Source organism: Plantactinospora sp. B24E8, from assembly GCF_039871735.1.
GTDB lineage: Bacteria > Actinomycetota > Actinomycetes > Mycobacteriales > Micromonosporaceae > Plantactinospora.
On sequence record NZ_JBDPMH010000008.1, the window covers coordinates 191,392 to 208,021 of the forward strand.

Consider the following 16,630-nt stretch of genomic DNA (forward strand, 5'->3'; position numbering starts at 1 on the left):
ATGGTCACCGGCAGTCTGGTCACCGCCGCCCCGACGGGAGAGGCGGCGCACGGCGACAGCGGCGGCGGCCGACCGACCGGGCCGCTCTGGTCGCGGCTGGTGCCGACCGTGGTCCTGCTGATCGGGGCGGTGTACTGCCTGCTCCCGGTGCTCTGGGTGGTGGTCGCCTCGACCAAGAGCGGGTCGACGCTCTTCACCAGCTTCACCTTCGCCCCCGGCGACTCGCTGGTCACGAACCTGACCGACCTGTCGACGTACGGCGACGGGCTGTTCTGGCGGTGGATGCTGAACACCGCGCTCTACGCCGGGGTCGGGGCGGCGCTGAGCGCGATGGTCTCCGGGCTGAGCGGGTACACGCTGGCGAAGTTCCGGTTCGCCGGACGGTCGGTGGTGTTCAACGTGCTGCTCGCCGGGGTGCTGGTGCCGGGCATCACGCTCGCCGTACCGCAGTACCTGCTGCTGGCCAAGGTCGGGTTGACCGACACGTACTGGTCGGTGCTGTTGCCGAGCATCGTCAGCCCGTACGGGATCTACCTGGCCCGGATCTACGCGGCGGCGGCGGTGCCGGACTCGGTGATCGAGGCGGCCCGGGTCGACGGCGCCGGCGAACTCGGCATCTTCCGCCGGGTGGCGCTGCCGATGATGGTGCCGGGGCTGATCACGGTCTTCCTGTTCCAGTTCGTGGCCATCTGGAACAACTTCCTGCTGCCGTTCATCATGCTTGCCGACGATGACAAGTTCCCGGTCACCCTCGGCCTCTACACGCTGCTCAACCAGGGCTCGACCACGCCGGCGCTGTACCGGCTGGTGATCACCGGCTCGCTGCTGTCGATCATCCCGCTGGTGGCGCTCTTCCTGTCGATGCAGCGGTACTGGCGGATCGACCTGCTCTCCGGTTCGGTGAAGGCGTAACGGTCGACGGTCTGCGGCGGGACGGCGGGACGGGCGAGGTGTGTCACACGGGTGGAGAACACCGTCGCCGGCCGGCCCGGGGACAATGACAGCGTGACCGCGCCCGAACGCAACCGTGCCCGCCGTGTCCGGCCCCGCCCCACCATGGACGACGTGGCGGCGGTGGCCGGGGTCTCCCGGGGCACCGTCTCCCGGGTCCTCAACGGCGGGCACAACGTCAGCGGTCCGGCCCTGGACGCGGTGCGCCGGGCGATCCGCAAGACCGGGTACGTGGTCAACCAGCACGCCCGCAGCCTGGTGACCCAGCGCTCGGACTCGGTGGCGTTCATCCTCTCCGAACCGCAGGACCGGCTCTTCGAGGATCCGAACTTCAACATCCTGCTCCGGGGCTGCACCCAGGAGTTGGCCGAGCACGACATCACGCTGCTGCTGACCATCGCCGGCACCTCGGAGGACCGCAAGCGGGTCGGCCGGTACGTCACCGCCGGCCATGTCGACGGCGCCCTGGTGATCTCCAGTCACGCCGGTAGTCCACTGCTGGACGACCTGGAGGCCCGCGGGCTGCCCTTCGTGGCCTGCGGCCGGCCACTGGGCCGGGACCGCAACGTCAGCTACGTCGCGGCGGACGACCGGGGTGGCGCCCGGCAGATGGTGAGCTACCTGCGGTCGCAGGGGCGGCAGCGGATCGCCACCATCACCGGGCCGCTGGACACCTCCGGCGGGGTGGACCGGCTGGCCGGCTACCGGGACGTGCTGGGCGAGGTCGACCCGCGCCTGGTGGTGACCGCGGACTACAGCCACGACGGCGGGGCGGAGGCGATGGCCCGGCTGCTGCGTCAGGTGCCGGACCTGGACGCGGTTTTTGTCGCCTCGGACCTGATGGCGGTCGGCGCGATCGCGGCGTTGCACCGGGCCGGGCGCCGGGTGCCGGACGACGTCGCGGTCGGCGGCTTCGACGACTCGAAGGTGGCGAGCACCTCGGTGCCCCGGCTGACCACGATCCGGCAGCCCTGGCCCCGGCTCAGCGCCGAGATGGTCCGGCTGCTGCTGAACCACCTGGCCGGGGACGCGCACGCGGCGGTCATCCTCCCCACCGAGCTGGTGGTCCGGGACTCCGCGTAGGGGTGTGACCCCGGGTACATCCGGTTAACAAACCGTACGTACGTACTGTTAGATCAGGGCTGTGCAGCTCCTTCCCGCCCCGGGCGCGGCCCGGATCCTCACCCTCGCCACCCTGGTCAACACCACCGGGCGCGGCATCTGGCTCACCGCCAGCGCGCTCTTCCTGACCCGCTCGGTCGGACTCTCGGTGGCCCAGGTCGGCCTCGGGCTCACCATCACCGCCGCGATCGGCCTGCTCGCCAGCACCCCGATGGGCTACCTCGCCGACCGGTACGGCCCGCGCGGCCTCCAGATCACCGCCCTGCTCGCCTCCGCCGGGTGCAGTGTCGCGCTCGTCGTCGTCCGGTCCTTCCCGCAGTTCCTGCTGGTCGGCGCCGCCGCCGCGCTCACCGACGCGGCCAGCCGGGGCGCCCGGGGTGCGCTCATCGCCGGATCCGTCCCGCCCGACCAGCGGGTACGCACCCGCGCCTACCTGCGGGCCACCACAAACGTCGGCATCTCGGTCGGCACCGTCGCCGCCGGCGTCGGCATCGCCGTCGACACCCGGACCGGCTACGTCGCCCTGATCCTGGTCGACGCGGTCAGCTACCTCGCGGCGGCCGCGATCACCACCCGGCTCGCCCCGCTGCCACCGGTCCCGGCACCGGCCACCGGGCCCCGGCTCGTCGCCCTGCGGGACCGGCCGTTCCTCGCCTTCACCGCCCTCGACGGGCTGATGTCGATGCACTTCGGGCTGCTCAACATCGCACTGCCGCTCTGGGTCGTCGGACACACCACGGCACCGCGCTGGCTCGTCTCGGCACTGTTCCTGGTCAACACCACGATGGTGGTGCTCTTCCAGGTCCGCGCCTCCCGGGGCACCGAGGACCTCGGCGGCGCCGCCCGGGCCGCCCGCCGGGCCGGACTGGCGATCGCCCTGGCCTGCCTGCTCTTCGCGGTCAGCGGCGACCTGCCCACCGCCGGCGCGGTCGTCCTGCTGCTGCTCGGGGCGCTGGTGCACGTGATCGGCGAACTGTGGCACTCGGCGGCCGGTTGGGGGATCTCGTTCGGGCTCGCCCCGGCCCACGCCCAGGGGCAGTACCAGGGCGCGTACGGGATGGGGATGCAGGTCGGCGGCATGCTCGCCCCGGCGGTGGTGACAAGCCTGGCGATCGGCTGGGGCGTACCGGGCTGGCTGGTGCTGGGGGTGCTGTTCGTCGTACTCGGGGCCCTGGTGCCACCGGTGGTTCGCTGGGCGGCCCGGACCCGTCCGGTGGAACAGGAGACCGTCCCGTCTCCGGCTGCGGCGGTCTGAAGCTCCCCGGGCGGTGTCCCTGCCGGGGTAGGGACACCGCCCGGGGTGGTGTTCAGTCCCGACCGAGGAAGATCGGGTTGGTCATCGCCACCATCGGCGCGGTGAGCGGGGTCGACCCGGCGGTGGGGCGGCGCACCTCGGCGCGGACCCAGCGGCTGTAGCGCGGGTAGGTCGTCCAGCTCACCGTCGCCACACCCGACTCCGGCACCGTCTGGCTGTACTCCGGGCCGAGCTGGTCGAGGATCGTCACGGTGGTGCCGGGCACCCCGCCGACCACGGCGGTGACGGTGACCGGGGTGCCGATCTCCGCCGGCAACCGGCCACCGATCTCGGCGGTCCGGCCGGGCACGCTCGCGGTGAAGGAGAGCTGCACGGCGGACGACTCGGCCAGCCAGGACCGGCCGGCCTTCAGCCCGGCGAGCAGGTGCTCCTTACGCAGACTGTCGGCGAGGACCACGGTGTGCGGCTTGGCCACGACCTGGTCCGGGTTGTGCGCGTCCGAGTTGCCGATCGCCGGGATGAACTTCCCGCCGCGCAGCAGCCCGTCCCAGTGGGTGACCGACGCCTGGTCGTCGTCGGTCCACGGTCCGCCCCACACCTCGACCAGGTCGGCGAGCTCGTACGCGAACTCGTAGGTGCAGCCGAAGCAGTTGGCGAACGGGTGTGCGGCCGTCACCAGACCGCCGAGCTTGTGTACCCGGTCGACGAAGTGCCGGAAGTCGGCGGGGTCGCCGGCCCGGTAGCGCCAGTCGATCCACTCGCCGGCCGGCAGGCCGATCGCCGGCCAGTGCCCGGACCGGGTGGTGACCTCCTCGCCGTTGAGGATCAGCAGGTCGTTGGTGGCGTGGTTGCCCCACTGCAGGTGCGCGCTGGGCGTGTTGTGCTCGGTGGAGACGATGAAGTCGAGCCCGGCGGCCCGCGCGTCGGCGACGAGTTGGTCCGGCGTACGACGGCCGTCGGAGTGCACGGTGTGCAGGTGGCAGTCGCCGCGGTACCAGGCCCGCCCGCGCTGCCGGGCCGGGGCGGTGGTCGGCGCGGGATTGGCCCGGAACGGCGTACCCTGCGGGCCGAAGTGCAGAGTGATGGTGACGGAGTAGTTGAGACCCTGCGGCGCCACCGTGTACGGGCCGAGGACCACGTGCCAGGTGCCCGGCTTGATCGGACCGGCCAGGTAGCCGGGGGTCGCCTCGGTGGCGCTGATCGAGAACGAGTTCCGGAAGCCGCCCGACCAGCCCCGGAAGCCCCTGGCGTTGCCGAGGTCGTGCCCTTCCGGGCCGAACATCCCGATGTCGCAGGCGTTGCCCCGGGTGCCACCCGGTACGGCCGGCTTGTCGTACGTGTAGCTGACCTCGATCCTGTTGACGCCCTTCGGCACCTGGACGGGCAGGTAGTACCAGTCGGCGATGCTCGGGGTGAAGGTGCCGGTGACCGTTTTGGTCTGCTGGCCGTCACCGGACGACGCCGGTTCGGCGAACGCCACGGCGGGCAGGAGGTTGACCGCGGCACCGGCGGCCACGACCCCGCCCACCCGGAGCAGGTTGCGCCGGGTCAGATCTGTACTGGACATGCTTGCCTCCGGATAGGTGATCGATCCAGACGCTAAGCGGGTCAAGCGGACAACCAAACCACCGCACGATGAACAGTGACCGTGCGTTACGTGTCGTGTCGATCTTGGGGATCGACAGTGAATCAGCAGCTCAAGTGGCATCTGTCAACCTGGGGCGACCAGCGCGGTGATCCGGCCCGCCACCCGGCCGACGATCTGGCACGCTGGTAGACGTGCTGATGGTCCCGGTACGCCAGCTCGGTGAGGCCGAGCGTGGCACGGTGGAACGGATCCTCGACCTCGATCCGTACGCCGCCGCCCAGGTGGCCGAACGCGTCGCCACCAACGGCCTCTCGTGGTGGCGGGCCGACGGCCGGGTGCTCGGCTACGGGGCCCGCGACCGGATCGAGGCACTCTGCTGGCTCGGTGGCCAGCTCACCCCGGTCTGCGCCCACCAGGCCGCGATCACCGCCTTCGCCGAGACCCTCAGCGCCGAGGAACGGCTCTGCTCGTCGATCGTCGGACGCGCCGACGGCGTGCTCGGACTCTGGGAACGACTCTCCGGACAGTGGGGACCGGCCCGGGACGTACGCCCCAACCAGCCGTTGCTGGCGACCGAGACGGTGCCGCCGGTCGACCCGGACCCCGACGTACGCCCGGTCCGCACCGACGAGGTCGACCTGCTCTTCCCGGCGGCGGTGGCGATGTACACCGAGGAGGTCGGCGTCTCGCCACTGGCCGAGGACGGCGGTCGGGCGTACCGGCAGCGGGTCGCCGAACTGGTCCGGACCCGGCGGGCGTACGGCAAGTTCGTCGACGGCCAGGTGGTCTTCAAGGCCGAACTCGCGGTCGTCACCCGGCGTACCGCCCAGATCCAGGGGGTCTGGGTGGACCCGACCTGGCGCGGTCAGGGCATCGCCGCCGCCGCGATGGCTGCCGTGGTCCGCGACGCGCTGGCCCGGGTCGCCCCGTCGGTCAGCCTCTACGTCAACGACTACAACATCCCGGCCCGCCGGGTCTACGAACGGTGTGGGTTCCGCACCGTCGGCACCTTCGCCACCGTCCTCTTCTGAGGTGGTTTCGTCCGGTTGTTGCTACCAGGCGCGTCGGTACTGGGCCGGGGCGTCGAGGGCGACCCCGAGTTCCGCCGCCGCCCGGCGCGGCCAGTACGGGTCGCGGAGCAGTTCCCGGCCGAGCAGCACCAGGTCGGCCTCGCCGTCGGCGACGATCGCCGCCGCGTGCTCCGGTTCGGTGATCAGCCCGACCGCGCCGGTCGGCACCCCGGTCTTCCGGCGGACCTCGGCGGCCAGCGGCACCTGGTAGCCGGGCTTGGCCGGAACCTCGACGTTCGGCGCGGCACCGCCGGACGAGCAGTCGACCAGGTCGGCGCCGGCGGCGGCCAACTCCCGGGCCAGCGCCACACTGTCCGCCGGCGTCCAACCGTCGGGCACCCAGTCGGTGGCCGAGATCCGGACCAGCACCGGTACGTCGTCGCCGACCACCGCCCGGACCGCCCGGGTGACCTCCAGGGCGAGCCGGCTGCGGCCGGCCCGGTCCCCGCCGTAGCCGTCGGTACGGTGGTTGGTCAGCGGGGAAAGGAACTCGTGCAGCAGGTAACCGTGCGCGGCGTGCACCTCGACGGCGCGGAAACCCGCCGCCAGCGCCCGCGACGCGGCGACGGCGAACGCCTCGACCACCCGGTCGATCTCCGCGAGGTCCAGCGCCTTCGGCGTCCGGAACGTCGGCAGGAACGGCTCGTCGCCCGGCCCGACCGGCGTCCAACCGCCCTCGTCGTCCGGCACCCCACCGGCCACCGGCGACCACGGCCAGTACGTCGACGCCTTGAAGCCGGCGTGCGCGAGCTGCACCGCCGGCAGCGCCCCGGCCTCGGCGACGAACGCGGTGACCGGCCGCCACGCCTCGACGTGGGCGTCCGACCAGAGGCCGGTGTCCCGGGGGCTGATCCGCCCCTCCGGTACGACCGCGGTCGCCTCGCTGATCACCAGACCGACCCCGCCGAGCGCCCGCGAGCCGAGGTGCACCCGGTGCCACTCGGTCGGCAGCCCGTCCGGGCCGGCCGAGTACTGGCACATCGGCGCCATCGCGATCCGGTTCCGGAGCGTCGCGCCACGCAGCGTCAACGGACTGAACAGCCCGGTCATCTCGGACTCCTTCGACTGGGGGAGGTGTGGGGCGGTGGACGCGCGCTCAGAGGTGCGGGAAGGGGCCCTTACCACCGCCCTGCGATGGTAAGGGCCCCTCCGCACCGTCTCAGGCGGGGACCGGGGCGGGGTCCTCGCGGCGGGCCGGGGTCTCGGCCGGCGCCTCCTCGGTCAGGTCGTGCCGACCGGCGGCGTCGTACGCGGCCCGGTCCAGGACACCCTCCCGGGCGGCGACCACGGTCGGCACCAGCGCCTGGCCGGCGACGTTGGTCGCGGTGCGGATCATGTCCAGGATCGGGTCGATGGCGAGCAACAGACCGGCGCCGGCCAGCGGCAGTCCGAGGGTGCTCAGGGTCAGGGTCAGCATCACCAGCGCCCCGGTCAGTCCAGCGGTCGCGGCGGAGCCGACCACCGAGACGAACGCGATCAGCAGGTAGTCGAGCGGGCTGAGGCTGACCCCGAAGACCTGGGCCACGAAGATCGCGGCCAGCGCCGGGTAGATCGCGGCGCAGCCGTCCATCTTCGTGGTCGCGCCGAACGGCACGGCGAACGAGGCGTACTCGCGCGGCACGCCGATCCGCTCGACGGCCCGCTGGGTCACCGGCATGGTGCCGACCGACGAGCGGGAGACGAAGGCGAGTTCGATCGCCGGCCAGGTGCCGGCGTAGAAGCGCAGCGGGTTCAGCCTGCCGCCGAGGACCAGCACCAGCGGGTAGACCACCAGCAGCACGATCGCGCAGCCGACGTAGACCGCGGTGGTGAACTTGGCCAGCGGCGCCAGCAGGTCCCAGCCGTACGCCTCGACGGCGTGGCCGATCAGGCCGAGGGTGCCGAGCGGGGCGAGCCGGATCAGCCACCAGAGCGCCTTCTGCACGATCGCCAGGATCGAGCGGTTCAGCTCGACGAACGGCTCGGCGGCGGCACCGACCAGCAGCGCGGCGATGCCGACGACCACGGCGAGGAAGACGATCTGCAGCACGTTGTTCTCGGTGAACGCGCCGAAGACGTTCTTCGGCACGATCCCGGTGAGGAAGTCGGTCCACGAGCCGGTCCGCTGCGGTTCCGTGGCGGCGCCGAGGTCGAGGGTGACGCCCCGGCCCGGGTTGGTCAGCAGGCCGAGGCCGATGCCGACGCCGACCGAGATCAGCGCGGTGATGCCGAACCAGAGCAGGGTCTTCAGCGCCAGCCGGGCGGCGTTGGCCACCCCGCGCAGGCTGACCACGCTGACCACGATGGCGGTGAAGACCAGCGGCGGTACGGCGACCCGGAGCAGCTGCACGAAGAGGCTGCCGATGGTGTTGAGGGTGGTGCCGAGCCAGGAGACGTCGCCGGCGCGGGCCAGGTAGCCCAGGGCGACGCCGAGTACCAGCCCGAGCAGGATCTGGACGGAGAAGGGGATCTTACGCAGGACAGCAGGCACAGGGGAGTCCAATGGTCTGGTCCGGCCGGGCCCGGTGGGGCCGGGGTCGGGCGTCCGTGGACGCGGCCGGATGGCGGTCTGACGGTCGAGGGGACGCGGTCAGCCGCGACAGCCGGCGCTGGCCTGCAGTCGCAGATCGACATACAGGCGGACGGTCAGGAACCAGACGTTGTTCATCGCGGGTCGACGGTACGAGATCTGCGGCCGGCGCGAAAGGTGGGGCTCCGTGAGACTCCTTACAGTCCGGCGTACCGGGTGGCGACGGCCGGCTTCCGGGCGGGTCCCGGTTCGGCGCGCCGCCGTACCGGGCGGGTCCCGGTTCGGCGCGCCGCCGTCCCGGCGCATAGTGAGAATCTGCCGATGGTCGGGAGTGAATCAGCTCACAGATTTGTCACGGCGATTCTCTTTAGGGTCATTCCCATCGTGACCCGCCAATGGGTGGGTATGGCGGACCGTGGCGCGGAGTTTCCCGAACCGTTGCCGGACCCAGGTGACCAACGCCTACATGCAGTGGGACTTCGGGGACGGCAAGGGCGTACGCCAGGGTGTGGAGACAACGAGGGTCGTCCGGTCCACCGGAATCCCGGGAGCGGACAACACCGGTGGTGAGGAGGCCGGAAGATGAAAACCACCAAGGTGGGCACCGTTGCGGCCCAGGTCGCCATCGGGCTCAGCCTGCTCTCCCTGCTCGTCCTTCCCTGGGCCTGGTACGGCGGCACCACCATCCGGCTGTACCGGCTGCCGAACTGGGGCCTGCACCTGGGCGCTGTGCTGGCGTTCCACGCGGCGGTGCTCTGGACCCTGCGCACCGCACCCGGGCGGCGCCGGGTCCCGGTCGCGGCAGCGCTGGTCGCGGGTGGCGTCGCTACCGGGTCGGCGGTCCTGGTCGCCCTCGGCTACGACAACTCGTCCGCGCTATTCAGTGGGCCGGTGCCGATGGTGGTCCCCCGGCTCGGGCCCGGTGTCCTCGTCGCCGTACTGGCGGTCCTGGTCGGGTTCGGGGCGGTCGCCGCGCTCCGCGGCCGGCACGCCGACCGGGAAACCGGTCCCGCCGGCACGGCCGTGCCAGGGCCGGCCGGAAACGGTGCGGCAGGGTAGCCGCCGTCCGGCGGGTGCGTCGCGGGACGGCCGCCGCAGCAGCAGGTCCACGCCGAACCGCAGCGCCGTCGTACCGAGCCAGAGCACACCGACGCCGAGCAGCAGCCGCTCCACCACCCCGACCAGCAGGCCCCGGCCGACCACGAGCATGCCCAGCCCGATGATCGCGGACAGCGGCAGCGACACCACGGCGGCGACCGCGGCGACCCGCCGTACCGCCCGGGAGACGCCGACCGACCGGCACAGCGCCAGCATGGCGAACACCCCGGCGGCGACCGCGCCGATGCTCGCGCCGCCGTGCACCAGGTCGGCCAGCCCGACCGACTCGTACGGCGGCAGCGGACACCCGTCGGTGCAGGGCACCGCCCCGGAGACGACGGTCCCGGCGGCACCGGTGCCGAGCAGCGCGGCCGCGATCCGCGCCGTCGACGGCAGCGCGACGGCGAGCAGGACCAGACCGGCGGCGACCCCGAAGACCCCGAGCCGGTAGGTCGACGCCGCGTCGGCGGTGCCGGTACCGGCCTCGCTGACGTACCCGCCGAACCCCGGGTCGGGACCGGCCCGGACGGCGAGCAGGACCGCGACCGTACCGGCGATCGTGCAGGCCGCGGCGGCGAAGGCGGCGGTCGCCCGGACGACCCGTTCCCGGTGCGGTACGGCCGGCACCGCCGCGCCGCCGGCGTTCCGGCGGACCTGTGCCGACCCCATGCGGCCAAACCTATCCCGGGCCGGAACGGCCGGTAGAAGATCCGGTGGGCAGGCCCTAGAGTGTGTGCGATCACCACGACCCGCGCGTGGAGTCGGCGGCGCCCACCCGTGCGCGAACGGTCGTGCCGACCGGCGGCCCACAGGCCGCAGTGACGAGCTGGGGCGGGGACATGCGACTGCCGGACGGGCCACCCGCGGAGACCGACCTGAGCCGGCCCGGCGCCGCCCGGGTCCACGACCACGTCCTCGGCGGGGGACACCACGTCGAGCGCGACCGGCAACTCGGCGCGGTGGGCCGGAACGACGGCCGCGCGGACTGAGCGTGTCCGCCTCCACCCCGCCGCGCACCGGCGTGGACGCGGAGCACCCGCCGGAGGCCTGCACCGAGGCGTCCTGCCGGTTCGGCGGGGCCGCCCGGAACCAGGTCGAACAGGCGCTGCGGGACAGCGAGGCGCGGTTCCGGGCGATCTTCACCGGTGCGGCGACCGGGATCGGCATCGCCGACCTCGACGGGCAGATCCTCGACGTCAACCCGGCCTTCGCCGACCTGCTCGGCTATCCAGTCAGCGAGTTGCGTGAGCTGAACGTCGCCGCGTTGTTCCACCCGGACGACGCGGCCGGGACGCGGGACCTGTACCAGGAGCTGATCGAGGGCCGGCGGGACAGCGTACGACTGGAGAAGCGCTACCGGCGCAGGGACGGCAGCGCGGTCTGGACCGATCTCGCGGTCTCGCTGATCCGGCACGACGACGGCCGTCCCCGGTTCACCGTCGCCATGGTGCACGACATCACCGAACGTCACGAACTGCAGCAGCGGCTCGCTCACCAGGCGTCGCACGACCCGCTGACCGGGCTGGCGAACCGGACCCTGTTCCTCGACCGGCTCGGCGGGGTCTTCGCCACCGCCCGGCCGACCGACCGGGTCGGCGTCTGCTTCCTCGACCTCGACGGCTTCAAGGCGATCAACGACAGCCTCGGGCACGACCTCGGCGACCAGTTGCTGGTGACGGTCGCCGGCCGGCTCGCCGACCACGTCGCCGGGCAGGGGCACCTGGTCGCCCGGATGGGCGGCGACGAGTTCGTGATCCTGCTCGACCGGGACGCCGGATGTCGGGAGGTCCGGCAGGTGGCCGAGGCGGCGCTGGCCGCGATCGCCGAGCCGGTCCGGATCGGCGAACGGCGGTTCTCGGTCTCGGCGAGCATCGGCGTCGTCTCGCGGCCGGTCGGTGAGACCAGCGTCGCGGACCTGATGAAGGCCGCCGACGTCACCCTCTACTGGGCCAAGGCGGACGGGCGCGGTCGGGTGGCCAGCTACGACCCGCAGCGGCGGGCCCGGGAACAGGCCGACGAGGAGTTGGTCGCCGGCATGTCGGCCGGGCTCGAGCGTGGTGAGTTCATCGTGGACTACCAACCGATCGTGCACCTCGCCGACGGTTCGATCCGGGCGGCCGAGGCGCTGGTCCGGTGGCGGCACCCGGAACGGGGTCTGGTCGGCCCGGACGAGTTCATCGGCCTCGCCGAGCAGACCGGGCTGATCGTTCCGCTCGGCCGTTTCGTGCTGCTGCGGGCCTGCGAGGCCGCCGCCCGCTGGCTCCGCGACTTCCCCGACGCCCGGTTGGTGATCAGCGTCAACCTGGCCGCCCGACAGGCCCGCGACCCCGACATCGTCGGGACCGTGTCCGAGGTGCTGCGGCAGACCGGTCTGCCGGCCGAACTGCTGCAACTCGAACTGACCGAGAGCGCGCTGATGGCCACCGCCGGGGAGCCGCTGCCCGCGCTGCGCCGGCTGGCCGCGCTCGGCGTACGACTGGCGATCGACGACTTCGGCACCGGTTACTCCAATCTGGCGTACCTGCGCCGGCTGCCGATCCACGGGCTGAAACTCGCCGGCCCGTTCGTCGACGGGATCCGGACCAGCGACCGGCAGGGTCTGGTCGACGGCCGGATCGTCGACGCGCTGGTCCGGCTCGCGCACGCGTTGGGTCTGTCGGTGACCGCCGAGGCGGTGGAGACAGCCGGGCAGGCCGACCAGCTGACCGCGCTGGGCTGCGACGCCGCCCAGGGCCGTTACTTCGGCGCACCGGGCCCGGAGCAGACCGTCACCGCCCGGCTCGCCGAACAGGCCGCCCGGCGGCGTGCGGACGTGCCCCGGTAGGGCAGGCTTGACGCTGTGGACATGACGGACACCGAAGGACTCGTGACAATCCTCTGCGGCGTGACCATCGTGGTCGGTGTCGTCGGGGTGATCGTGCCGATCGTGCCCGGGTTGATCCTGTGCTGGCTCGGCGTACTGGTGTGGTCGATCTTCGGCGACGGCGCGGGTGTCGGACCGTGGATCGTACTGGGGTTGGCGACCCTGGTCACCCTGCTCGGCAGCCTGGTGAAGTACCTCTGGCCGGGGCGCAACCTGAGGCGGGGCGGGGTGTCGAACCTCTCCCTGCTCGCCGGTGGCGTGCTCGGCATCGTCGGCTTTTTTGTCGTACCGGTGATCGGGTTGATCCTCGGTTTTGTGCTCGGGCTCTGGCTCGCCGAGCTGGCCCGGCTCCGGGAGCCGCGACTGGCCTGGCCCTCCACCAAGCAGGCCCTGCAGGCGGTCGGGCTCGCCCTGCTCGTCGAGTTGGCGGCGGCGCTGATCGTCACCGGCATCTGGCTGGTCGGCCTGGTCGTCACCTGAGCCGCCCGCCGGTCGGTCGGCCCCGTACAGCGTAGCCGGATCAGCCGGCGGTCACCCTCGGGTAGTGCCGGACGAAGTCGGCGCTCATCACCCGCAGGGGGTCGTCGCCGGTGATGACGGCCACCTCACCCCGGCTGGCGTGCCCGCTCCACCCGGCGCCGGCGTCCCGGTAGTAGCGGTGGGCGGCGCTGAACTGTTCACTCGTACCGACGACGATGTCGGCCAGGTACGCCTCGGCGCCCTCCGGCGACGACGGCGCGGCGCCCAGGCGTCCGACCGTACGGTCGAACCCCTCGGCGATCGGCGTGATCATGTCTTGGTACTCGTCGGCGCTCCGGGTGTCCGGCGTCATCACGTGCACCCCGCGCTGCGGGGCCGGCCGCCCCGAGCTGTCGTGCGTCCGGGCCGCGTAGAGCAGGACGACCGGGAGCACCGCCAGGACCCGGTCAGGGCCGTCCAGCGCCAGGACCGGTCTGTCCTCGCCGTTCAGGAGCCTGATCGAGACGTCGAGGTGGGCGTCGGTGGCCGTGATCCCCAGGAGGCGCCGGACCAGTTCGAAGGTCAGTGCGATGGTCTCGGCGCGGATGTCCCGGTCGAAGTCGCTGGCCCGCAGTGGCTGCGCTGGGCCGGCGAAGGAGCTGATCCGGGCCGAGGCGAGAGCCATCCGGCGGTGCCGCAGCAGCCCCGTGATCTGCTCCTCGGTGAGTGGGCGGTGGACGTCCTCGAAGGTGGTCACCCCGACCATGACCTGGTAGGAGGCCGAGATCCGGTGGAACGTCGCGGGGGAGATGGGCAGCTCACGCCAGGCATGCCCGACGACCCCGTCGGTCCGGACCTCGACGGAGATCCGGTCCCGGTCGAGTTCTGCGACGAGGGTCGGGATCGGATCGGCGGGCTCGGGCGCCGTCTCCAGGGAGAACCCCAGGTCGACGAAGTGCTCCAGGGTCCACAGCCGCCAGCCGTCAGCCATCTGGCGCAGCCGCGCCGCCTCGTACGACGGATTGACCAGGAACATCGGCAACCCGCTGCTGGGCAGGACGCAGGTGCCCGCCCGCCAGGTGAGATGCGGGCGCTCGGTCAGCGGCACGATCGGACGGTCGAACCAGCCGGAGGCGTGGCAGCGCCGGTGGTGCAGCGACGCGTCCGCCAGGTCACCCTCGGCCTGTACGACCAGTGCGGGCGTGTCCCATCGTCGGAACCGTCTTCCACAGGTCTGACAGTCGAGCGGCCAGAGGTTGGCCTTCAGTGTCGCGAGTTCGTCAGGGCCGAGTGCCGCGACGATCGCCGGATCGACCATGATTTTCGAGGTTCCCACCGCTCCTCCTCCGTCCCGCCGATAGCCACGGTATCGGCACAGGTGCGATGTCCGGTAGGTCGACATTGGTCGGTATACCCCGGTCGCGTGGACCTGATGGCCTTGGGTGACGAGGTGCGGATCACGGTCTTCGGTGGCCACGCCGCGTATCCGACCGCCGACGTCGGGTGCAGCGGGTACCTGGTGGAACGGGACGGCTTCCAGCTGCTGGTCGACCCCGGTTACGCCGTGCTGCCCCGGCTGCTCGCCGAGACGTCGGCGCACCGGGTCCTGCTGACCCACCTCTGGCCACGGGTCGAACCGGCCGCCTTCGTCACGGCGGCGCGGGCGGGGTTCGCCGGACCGGTCGCGGTCGCCGAGGCGGGCCTGGTCGTCGAACTCTGACCGGAGGCGGGCCAGGGTGCGGGTGTGCGGCGGCGCGGGGCGGGCGCTGGCACGGGGAACCCGTACCGGGGGTGAGAGAGGTGACCGCGCCCCGCGCCGCCGCGATCGCCGGGTCGTCCGAGGACCCGGCTCGGGCCCGCTTCCGGGCCCCGGGTCCGGCGCTCGCCGGCCCCGTACCGCGCCCGTCGGCGCGGAGAGATCCGGTCAGGCGTCGGACCCTGCGCGCCGTCGTCGGCCACGGCGCGCGGTGTGGAACGTCCGCCCTGTCACGCCTACGAGCATGCGCCGTGCGCGCCGGTGAGGCAAGACAATTAGTCCTGGCCAGCTGCGTCCTAGCTGGTACGGAGGGCGGCGATGGCGGCCGGGGCGTCGACGTGCACCCGGTCGGCCACCAGGTCCAGTACGCCCACCGCGGTCAGCGCCCGCCGGTGTTCGGGGCGGATGCCGGCGAGGTGCACGGTGATGTTCCGGTCGTGCAGTTCCTCGATCGCCTCCCGGAGTGCGAGCGCGCCGGAGGCGTCGATCGCGGTGACCCCGGAGAGGCGGAGCAGGACGACGTCGACGCGGTCCACGATGGACAGCGCCCGGCGGAGCTGGTGCGCGGCGGCGAAGAAGAGCGGACCGCTCGGCCGGTACACGGTCAGCCTCGGCGTCGGCTCGTCGTGCGGGATCTCGTCGACCCGCAGCGAGTTGGCGACCTTGCGCAGCGCCAGCGCGCCGGCGACGACCAGGCCGATCAGTACCGCCGCCACCAGGTCCAGCAGGACGGTCGCCCCGGCGGTGACGACCAGGACCAGCGCGTCGGACCGGCTGGCCCGGGTGATCGCCCGCAGCACACCGAGTTGCACCATCCGCAGCGCGGTCGCCAGCAGCACTCCGGCGAGCGCGGCGAGCGGGATGCCGGCGACCAGGGGAGCGGCGGCGAGCATGAGCACCGCGAGGATCACCGCGTGGATCAGCGCGGCGAGCCGGGAGACCGCTCCGGACCGGACGTTCACCGCGGTCCGGGCGATCGCGGCGGTGGCCGGCACCCCGCCGAAGAGCGGGGTCACGATGTTGGCGATGCCCTGCCCGAAGAGTTCCCGGTCCGGGTGGTGGCGCTCACCTCGGCGCATCGCGTCGGCGACGGTGGCGGAGAGCAGGGACTCCAGCGCGGCCAGCGCGGCGACGGCGATCGCCGGGGGGAGCAGCGTGCCGAGCGCGTCCCATTGGAGGAAGGCCAACGACGGTTCCGGCAGGGTCGCCGGCAGTGCGCCGATCCGGGCCACGTCGAGGCCCGCCAGGTGCGCGCCGACGGTCGCCGCGCCGACCGCGAGCAGTGACGCGGGCAGCCGGGGGCGCCAGGCCAGCAGGACGAGGACCGCCGCGGCGACGCCGAGGGAGAGACCGAGGGCCGGCCAGTCGGGGGCGGCGACAAATCCGCGTACGGCCCGCCAGGCGACCGGGAGCACCTTCTCGCCGTGTGCCGTGACGCCCAGCGCCGCCGGCACCTGCTGGAGAAAGATGATGACGGCGATGCCGGCGGTGAAGCCCTCGACCACCGGCGCCGGTACGAGTTCGGCGTACCTGCCGGCCCGGGCGATCGCGAGACCGACCAGGATCAGTCCGGCGAGCAGGCCGACGGTGAGCACCCCGCCGGGCCCGTACTGGGCCACGATCGGCACCAGGACGACGGTCATCGCCCCGGTGGGACCGGAGACCTGCAGGTTGGAGCCGCCGAAGACGGCGGCGAGCGCGCCGGCCACGACCGCGGTGACCAGCCCGGCGGCGGCGCCGAGTCCGGAGGCGACGCCGAAACCGAGGGCCAACGGCAGGGCCACCACCGCGACGGTGAGGCCGGCGAGCAGGTCGGCGCGGGGATTACGCCGTACGGCGGCCAGGTCGGCCCGGCCGGGCAGCAGGTCGAGGTGGCTCACGCGGCGGACGGTCCTGGCGCCGCGTCGACCGTCAGGCCTGCTGTCGGCTCGACGGTCGGACCCGGCGTCGGCTCGACGG

Annotated in this window: 14 protein-coding genes and 1 pseudogene; 9 read left to right on the top strand and 6 right to left on the bottom strand. The window is 72.8% G+C overall.

Going from position 1 to position 16,630, the window contains the following annotated elements:
- The 3 genes from ABGB21_RS15505 (at window position 1) to ABGB21_RS15515 (ending at window position 3,328) form a co-directional block, all read left to right on the top strand.
- Entirely contained in the window at window positions 1-912 is a 912-nt protein-coding gene (locus ABGB21_RS15505) for a carbohydrate ABC transporter permease (protein ID WP_347652212.1), read from the top strand.
- Between the two features lie 93 nt (window positions 913-1,005).
- Window positions 1,006-2,034 carry a LacI family DNA-binding transcriptional regulator gene (locus tag ABGB21_RS15510; protein ID WP_347678301.1) on the top strand — a complete coding sequence of 343 codons (1,029 nt, stop codon included), beginning with the start codon at window positions 1,006-1,008 and terminating at the stop codon, window positions 2,032-2,034.
- A gap of 61 nt (window positions 2,035-2,095) precedes the next feature.
- A complete protein-coding gene (locus tag ABGB21_RS15515; RefSeq protein WP_347652210.1) occupies window positions 2,096-3,328 on the top strand; it encodes an MFS transporter in 1,233 nt (410 codons plus the stop codon).
- Between the two features lie 52 nt (window positions 3,329-3,380).
- On the opposite strand, the gene ABGB21_RS15520 is transcribed toward ABGB21_RS15515, so the two are convergent.
- On the bottom strand, window positions 3,381-4,895 hold the full coding sequence (locus ABGB21_RS15520) for a CehA/McbA family metallohydrolase (protein WP_347678303.1): 1,515 nt from the start codon (window positions 4,893-4,895) through the stop codon (window positions 3,381-3,383).
- Between the two features lie 212 nt (window positions 4,896-5,107).
- Here ABGB21_RS15520 and ABGB21_RS15525 point away from each other — a divergent pair, with 212 nt between their 5' ends.
- On the top strand, window positions 5,108-5,947 hold the full coding sequence (locus ABGB21_RS15525; protein ID WP_347678305.1) for a GNAT family N-acetyltransferase: 840 nt from the start codon (window positions 5,108-5,110) through the stop codon (window positions 5,945-5,947).
- 21 nt (window positions 5,948-5,968) lie between these two features.
- On the opposite strand, the gene ABGB21_RS15530 is transcribed toward ABGB21_RS15525, so the two are convergent.
- Window positions 5,969-7,036, bottom strand: coding sequence for an NADH:flavin oxidoreductase/NADH oxidase (locus ABGB21_RS15530; RefSeq protein WP_347678307.1), 1,068 nt, complete (start codon window positions 7,034-7,036; stop codon window positions 5,969-5,971).
- 109 nt (window positions 7,037-7,145) lie between these two features.
- Complete coding sequence (locus tag ABGB21_RS15535; RefSeq protein ID WP_347678350.1) at window positions 7,146-8,444, bottom strand: dicarboxylate/amino acid:cation symporter; 1,299 nt, start codon at window positions 8,442-8,444, stop codon at window positions 7,146-7,148.
- 502 nt (window positions 8,445-8,946) lie between these two features.
- On the opposite strand from ABGB21_RS15535, the gene ABGB21_RS15540 reads away from it, so the two are divergent.
- Complete coding sequence (locus ABGB21_RS15540) at window positions 8,947-9,081, top strand: hypothetical protein (protein ID WP_347652206.1); 135 nt, start codon at window positions 8,947-8,949, stop codon at window positions 9,079-9,081.
- Between the two features lie 290 nt (window positions 9,082-9,371).
- Here ABGB21_RS15540 and ABGB21_RS15545 read toward each other — a convergent pair whose 3' ends face one another.
- Window positions 9,372-10,262, bottom strand: a complete 891-nt coding sequence (locus tag ABGB21_RS15545) for a DUF998 domain-containing protein (protein ID WP_347678309.1) — start codon at window positions 10,260-10,262, stop codon at window positions 9,372-9,374.
- 170 nt (window positions 10,263-10,432) lie between these two features.
- On the opposite strand from ABGB21_RS15545, the gene ABGB21_RS15550 reads away from it, so the two are divergent.
- The 3 genes and pseudogenes from ABGB21_RS15550 to ABGB21_RS15560 all read left to right on the top strand — a co-directional run bounded on the left by ABGB21_RS15550 (window position 10,433) and on the right by ABGB21_RS15560 (window position 12,936).
- Complete coding sequence (locus ABGB21_RS15550; RefSeq protein WP_347652255.1) at window positions 10,433-10,582, top strand: hypothetical protein; 150 nt, start codon at window positions 10,433-10,435, stop codon at window positions 10,580-10,582.
- 92 nt (window positions 10,583-10,674) lie between these two features.
- A pseudogene (locus ABGB21_RS15555) lies at window positions 10,675-12,417 on the top strand (EAL domain-containing protein); the annotation flags it as partial.
- A gap of 21 nt (window positions 12,418-12,438) precedes the next feature.
- Window positions 12,439-12,936 (top strand): DUF456 domain-containing protein, encoded by a 498-nt coding sequence (locus tag ABGB21_RS15560; protein WP_347652204.1) that lies wholly within the window; start codon window positions 12,439-12,441, stop codon window positions 12,934-12,936.
- Between the two features lie 40 nt (window positions 12,937-12,976).
- On the opposite strand, the gene ABGB21_RS15565 is transcribed toward ABGB21_RS15560, so the two are convergent.
- Entirely contained in the window at window positions 12,977-14,251 is a 1,275-nt protein-coding gene (locus tag ABGB21_RS15565) for a hypothetical protein (RefSeq protein WP_347652203.1), read from the bottom strand.
- An 87-nt stretch (window positions 14,252-14,338) separates the two neighbouring features.
- On the opposite strand from ABGB21_RS15565, the gene ABGB21_RS15570 reads away from it, so the two are divergent.
- Complete coding sequence (locus tag ABGB21_RS15570) at window positions 14,339-14,635, top strand: hypothetical protein (protein WP_347652202.1); 297 nt, start codon at window positions 14,339-14,341, stop codon at window positions 14,633-14,635.
- Window positions 14,636-14,967: 332 nt separating this feature from the next.
- Here ABGB21_RS15570 and ABGB21_RS15575 read toward each other — a convergent pair whose 3' ends face one another.
- Window positions 14,968-16,551 (bottom strand): SulP family inorganic anion transporter, encoded by a 1,584-nt coding sequence (locus tag ABGB21_RS15575; protein ID WP_347678311.1) that lies wholly within the window; start codon window positions 16,549-16,551, stop codon window positions 14,968-14,970.
- Between the last annotated feature and the right edge of the window lie 79 nt (window positions 16,552-16,630).

Coding starts and splice junctions, on each gene's coding strand:
- ABGB21_RS15505 (WP_347652212.1), top strand. CDS start 1: ATGGTCACCGGCAGTCTGGTCACCGCCGCCCCGACGGGAGAGGCGGCG.
- ABGB21_RS15520 (WP_347678303.1), bottom strand. CDS start 4,895: ATGTCCAGTACAGATCTGACCCGGCGCAACCTGCTCCGGGTGGGCGGG.
- ABGB21_RS15530 (WP_347678307.1), bottom strand. CDS start 7,036: ATGACCGGGCTGTTCAGTCCGTTGACGCTGCGTGGCGCGACGCTCCGG.
- ABGB21_RS15545 (WP_347678309.1), bottom strand. CDS start 10,262: ATGGGGTCGGCACAGGTCCGCCGGAACGCCGGCGGCGCGGCGGTGCCG.
- ABGB21_RS15550 (WP_347652255.1), top strand. CDS start 10,433: ATGCGACTGCCGGACGGGCCACCCGCGGAGACCGACCTGAGCCGGCCC.
- ABGB21_RS15560 (WP_347652204.1), top strand. CDS start 12,439: ATGACGGACACCGAAGGACTCGTGACAATCCTCTGCGGCGTGACCATC.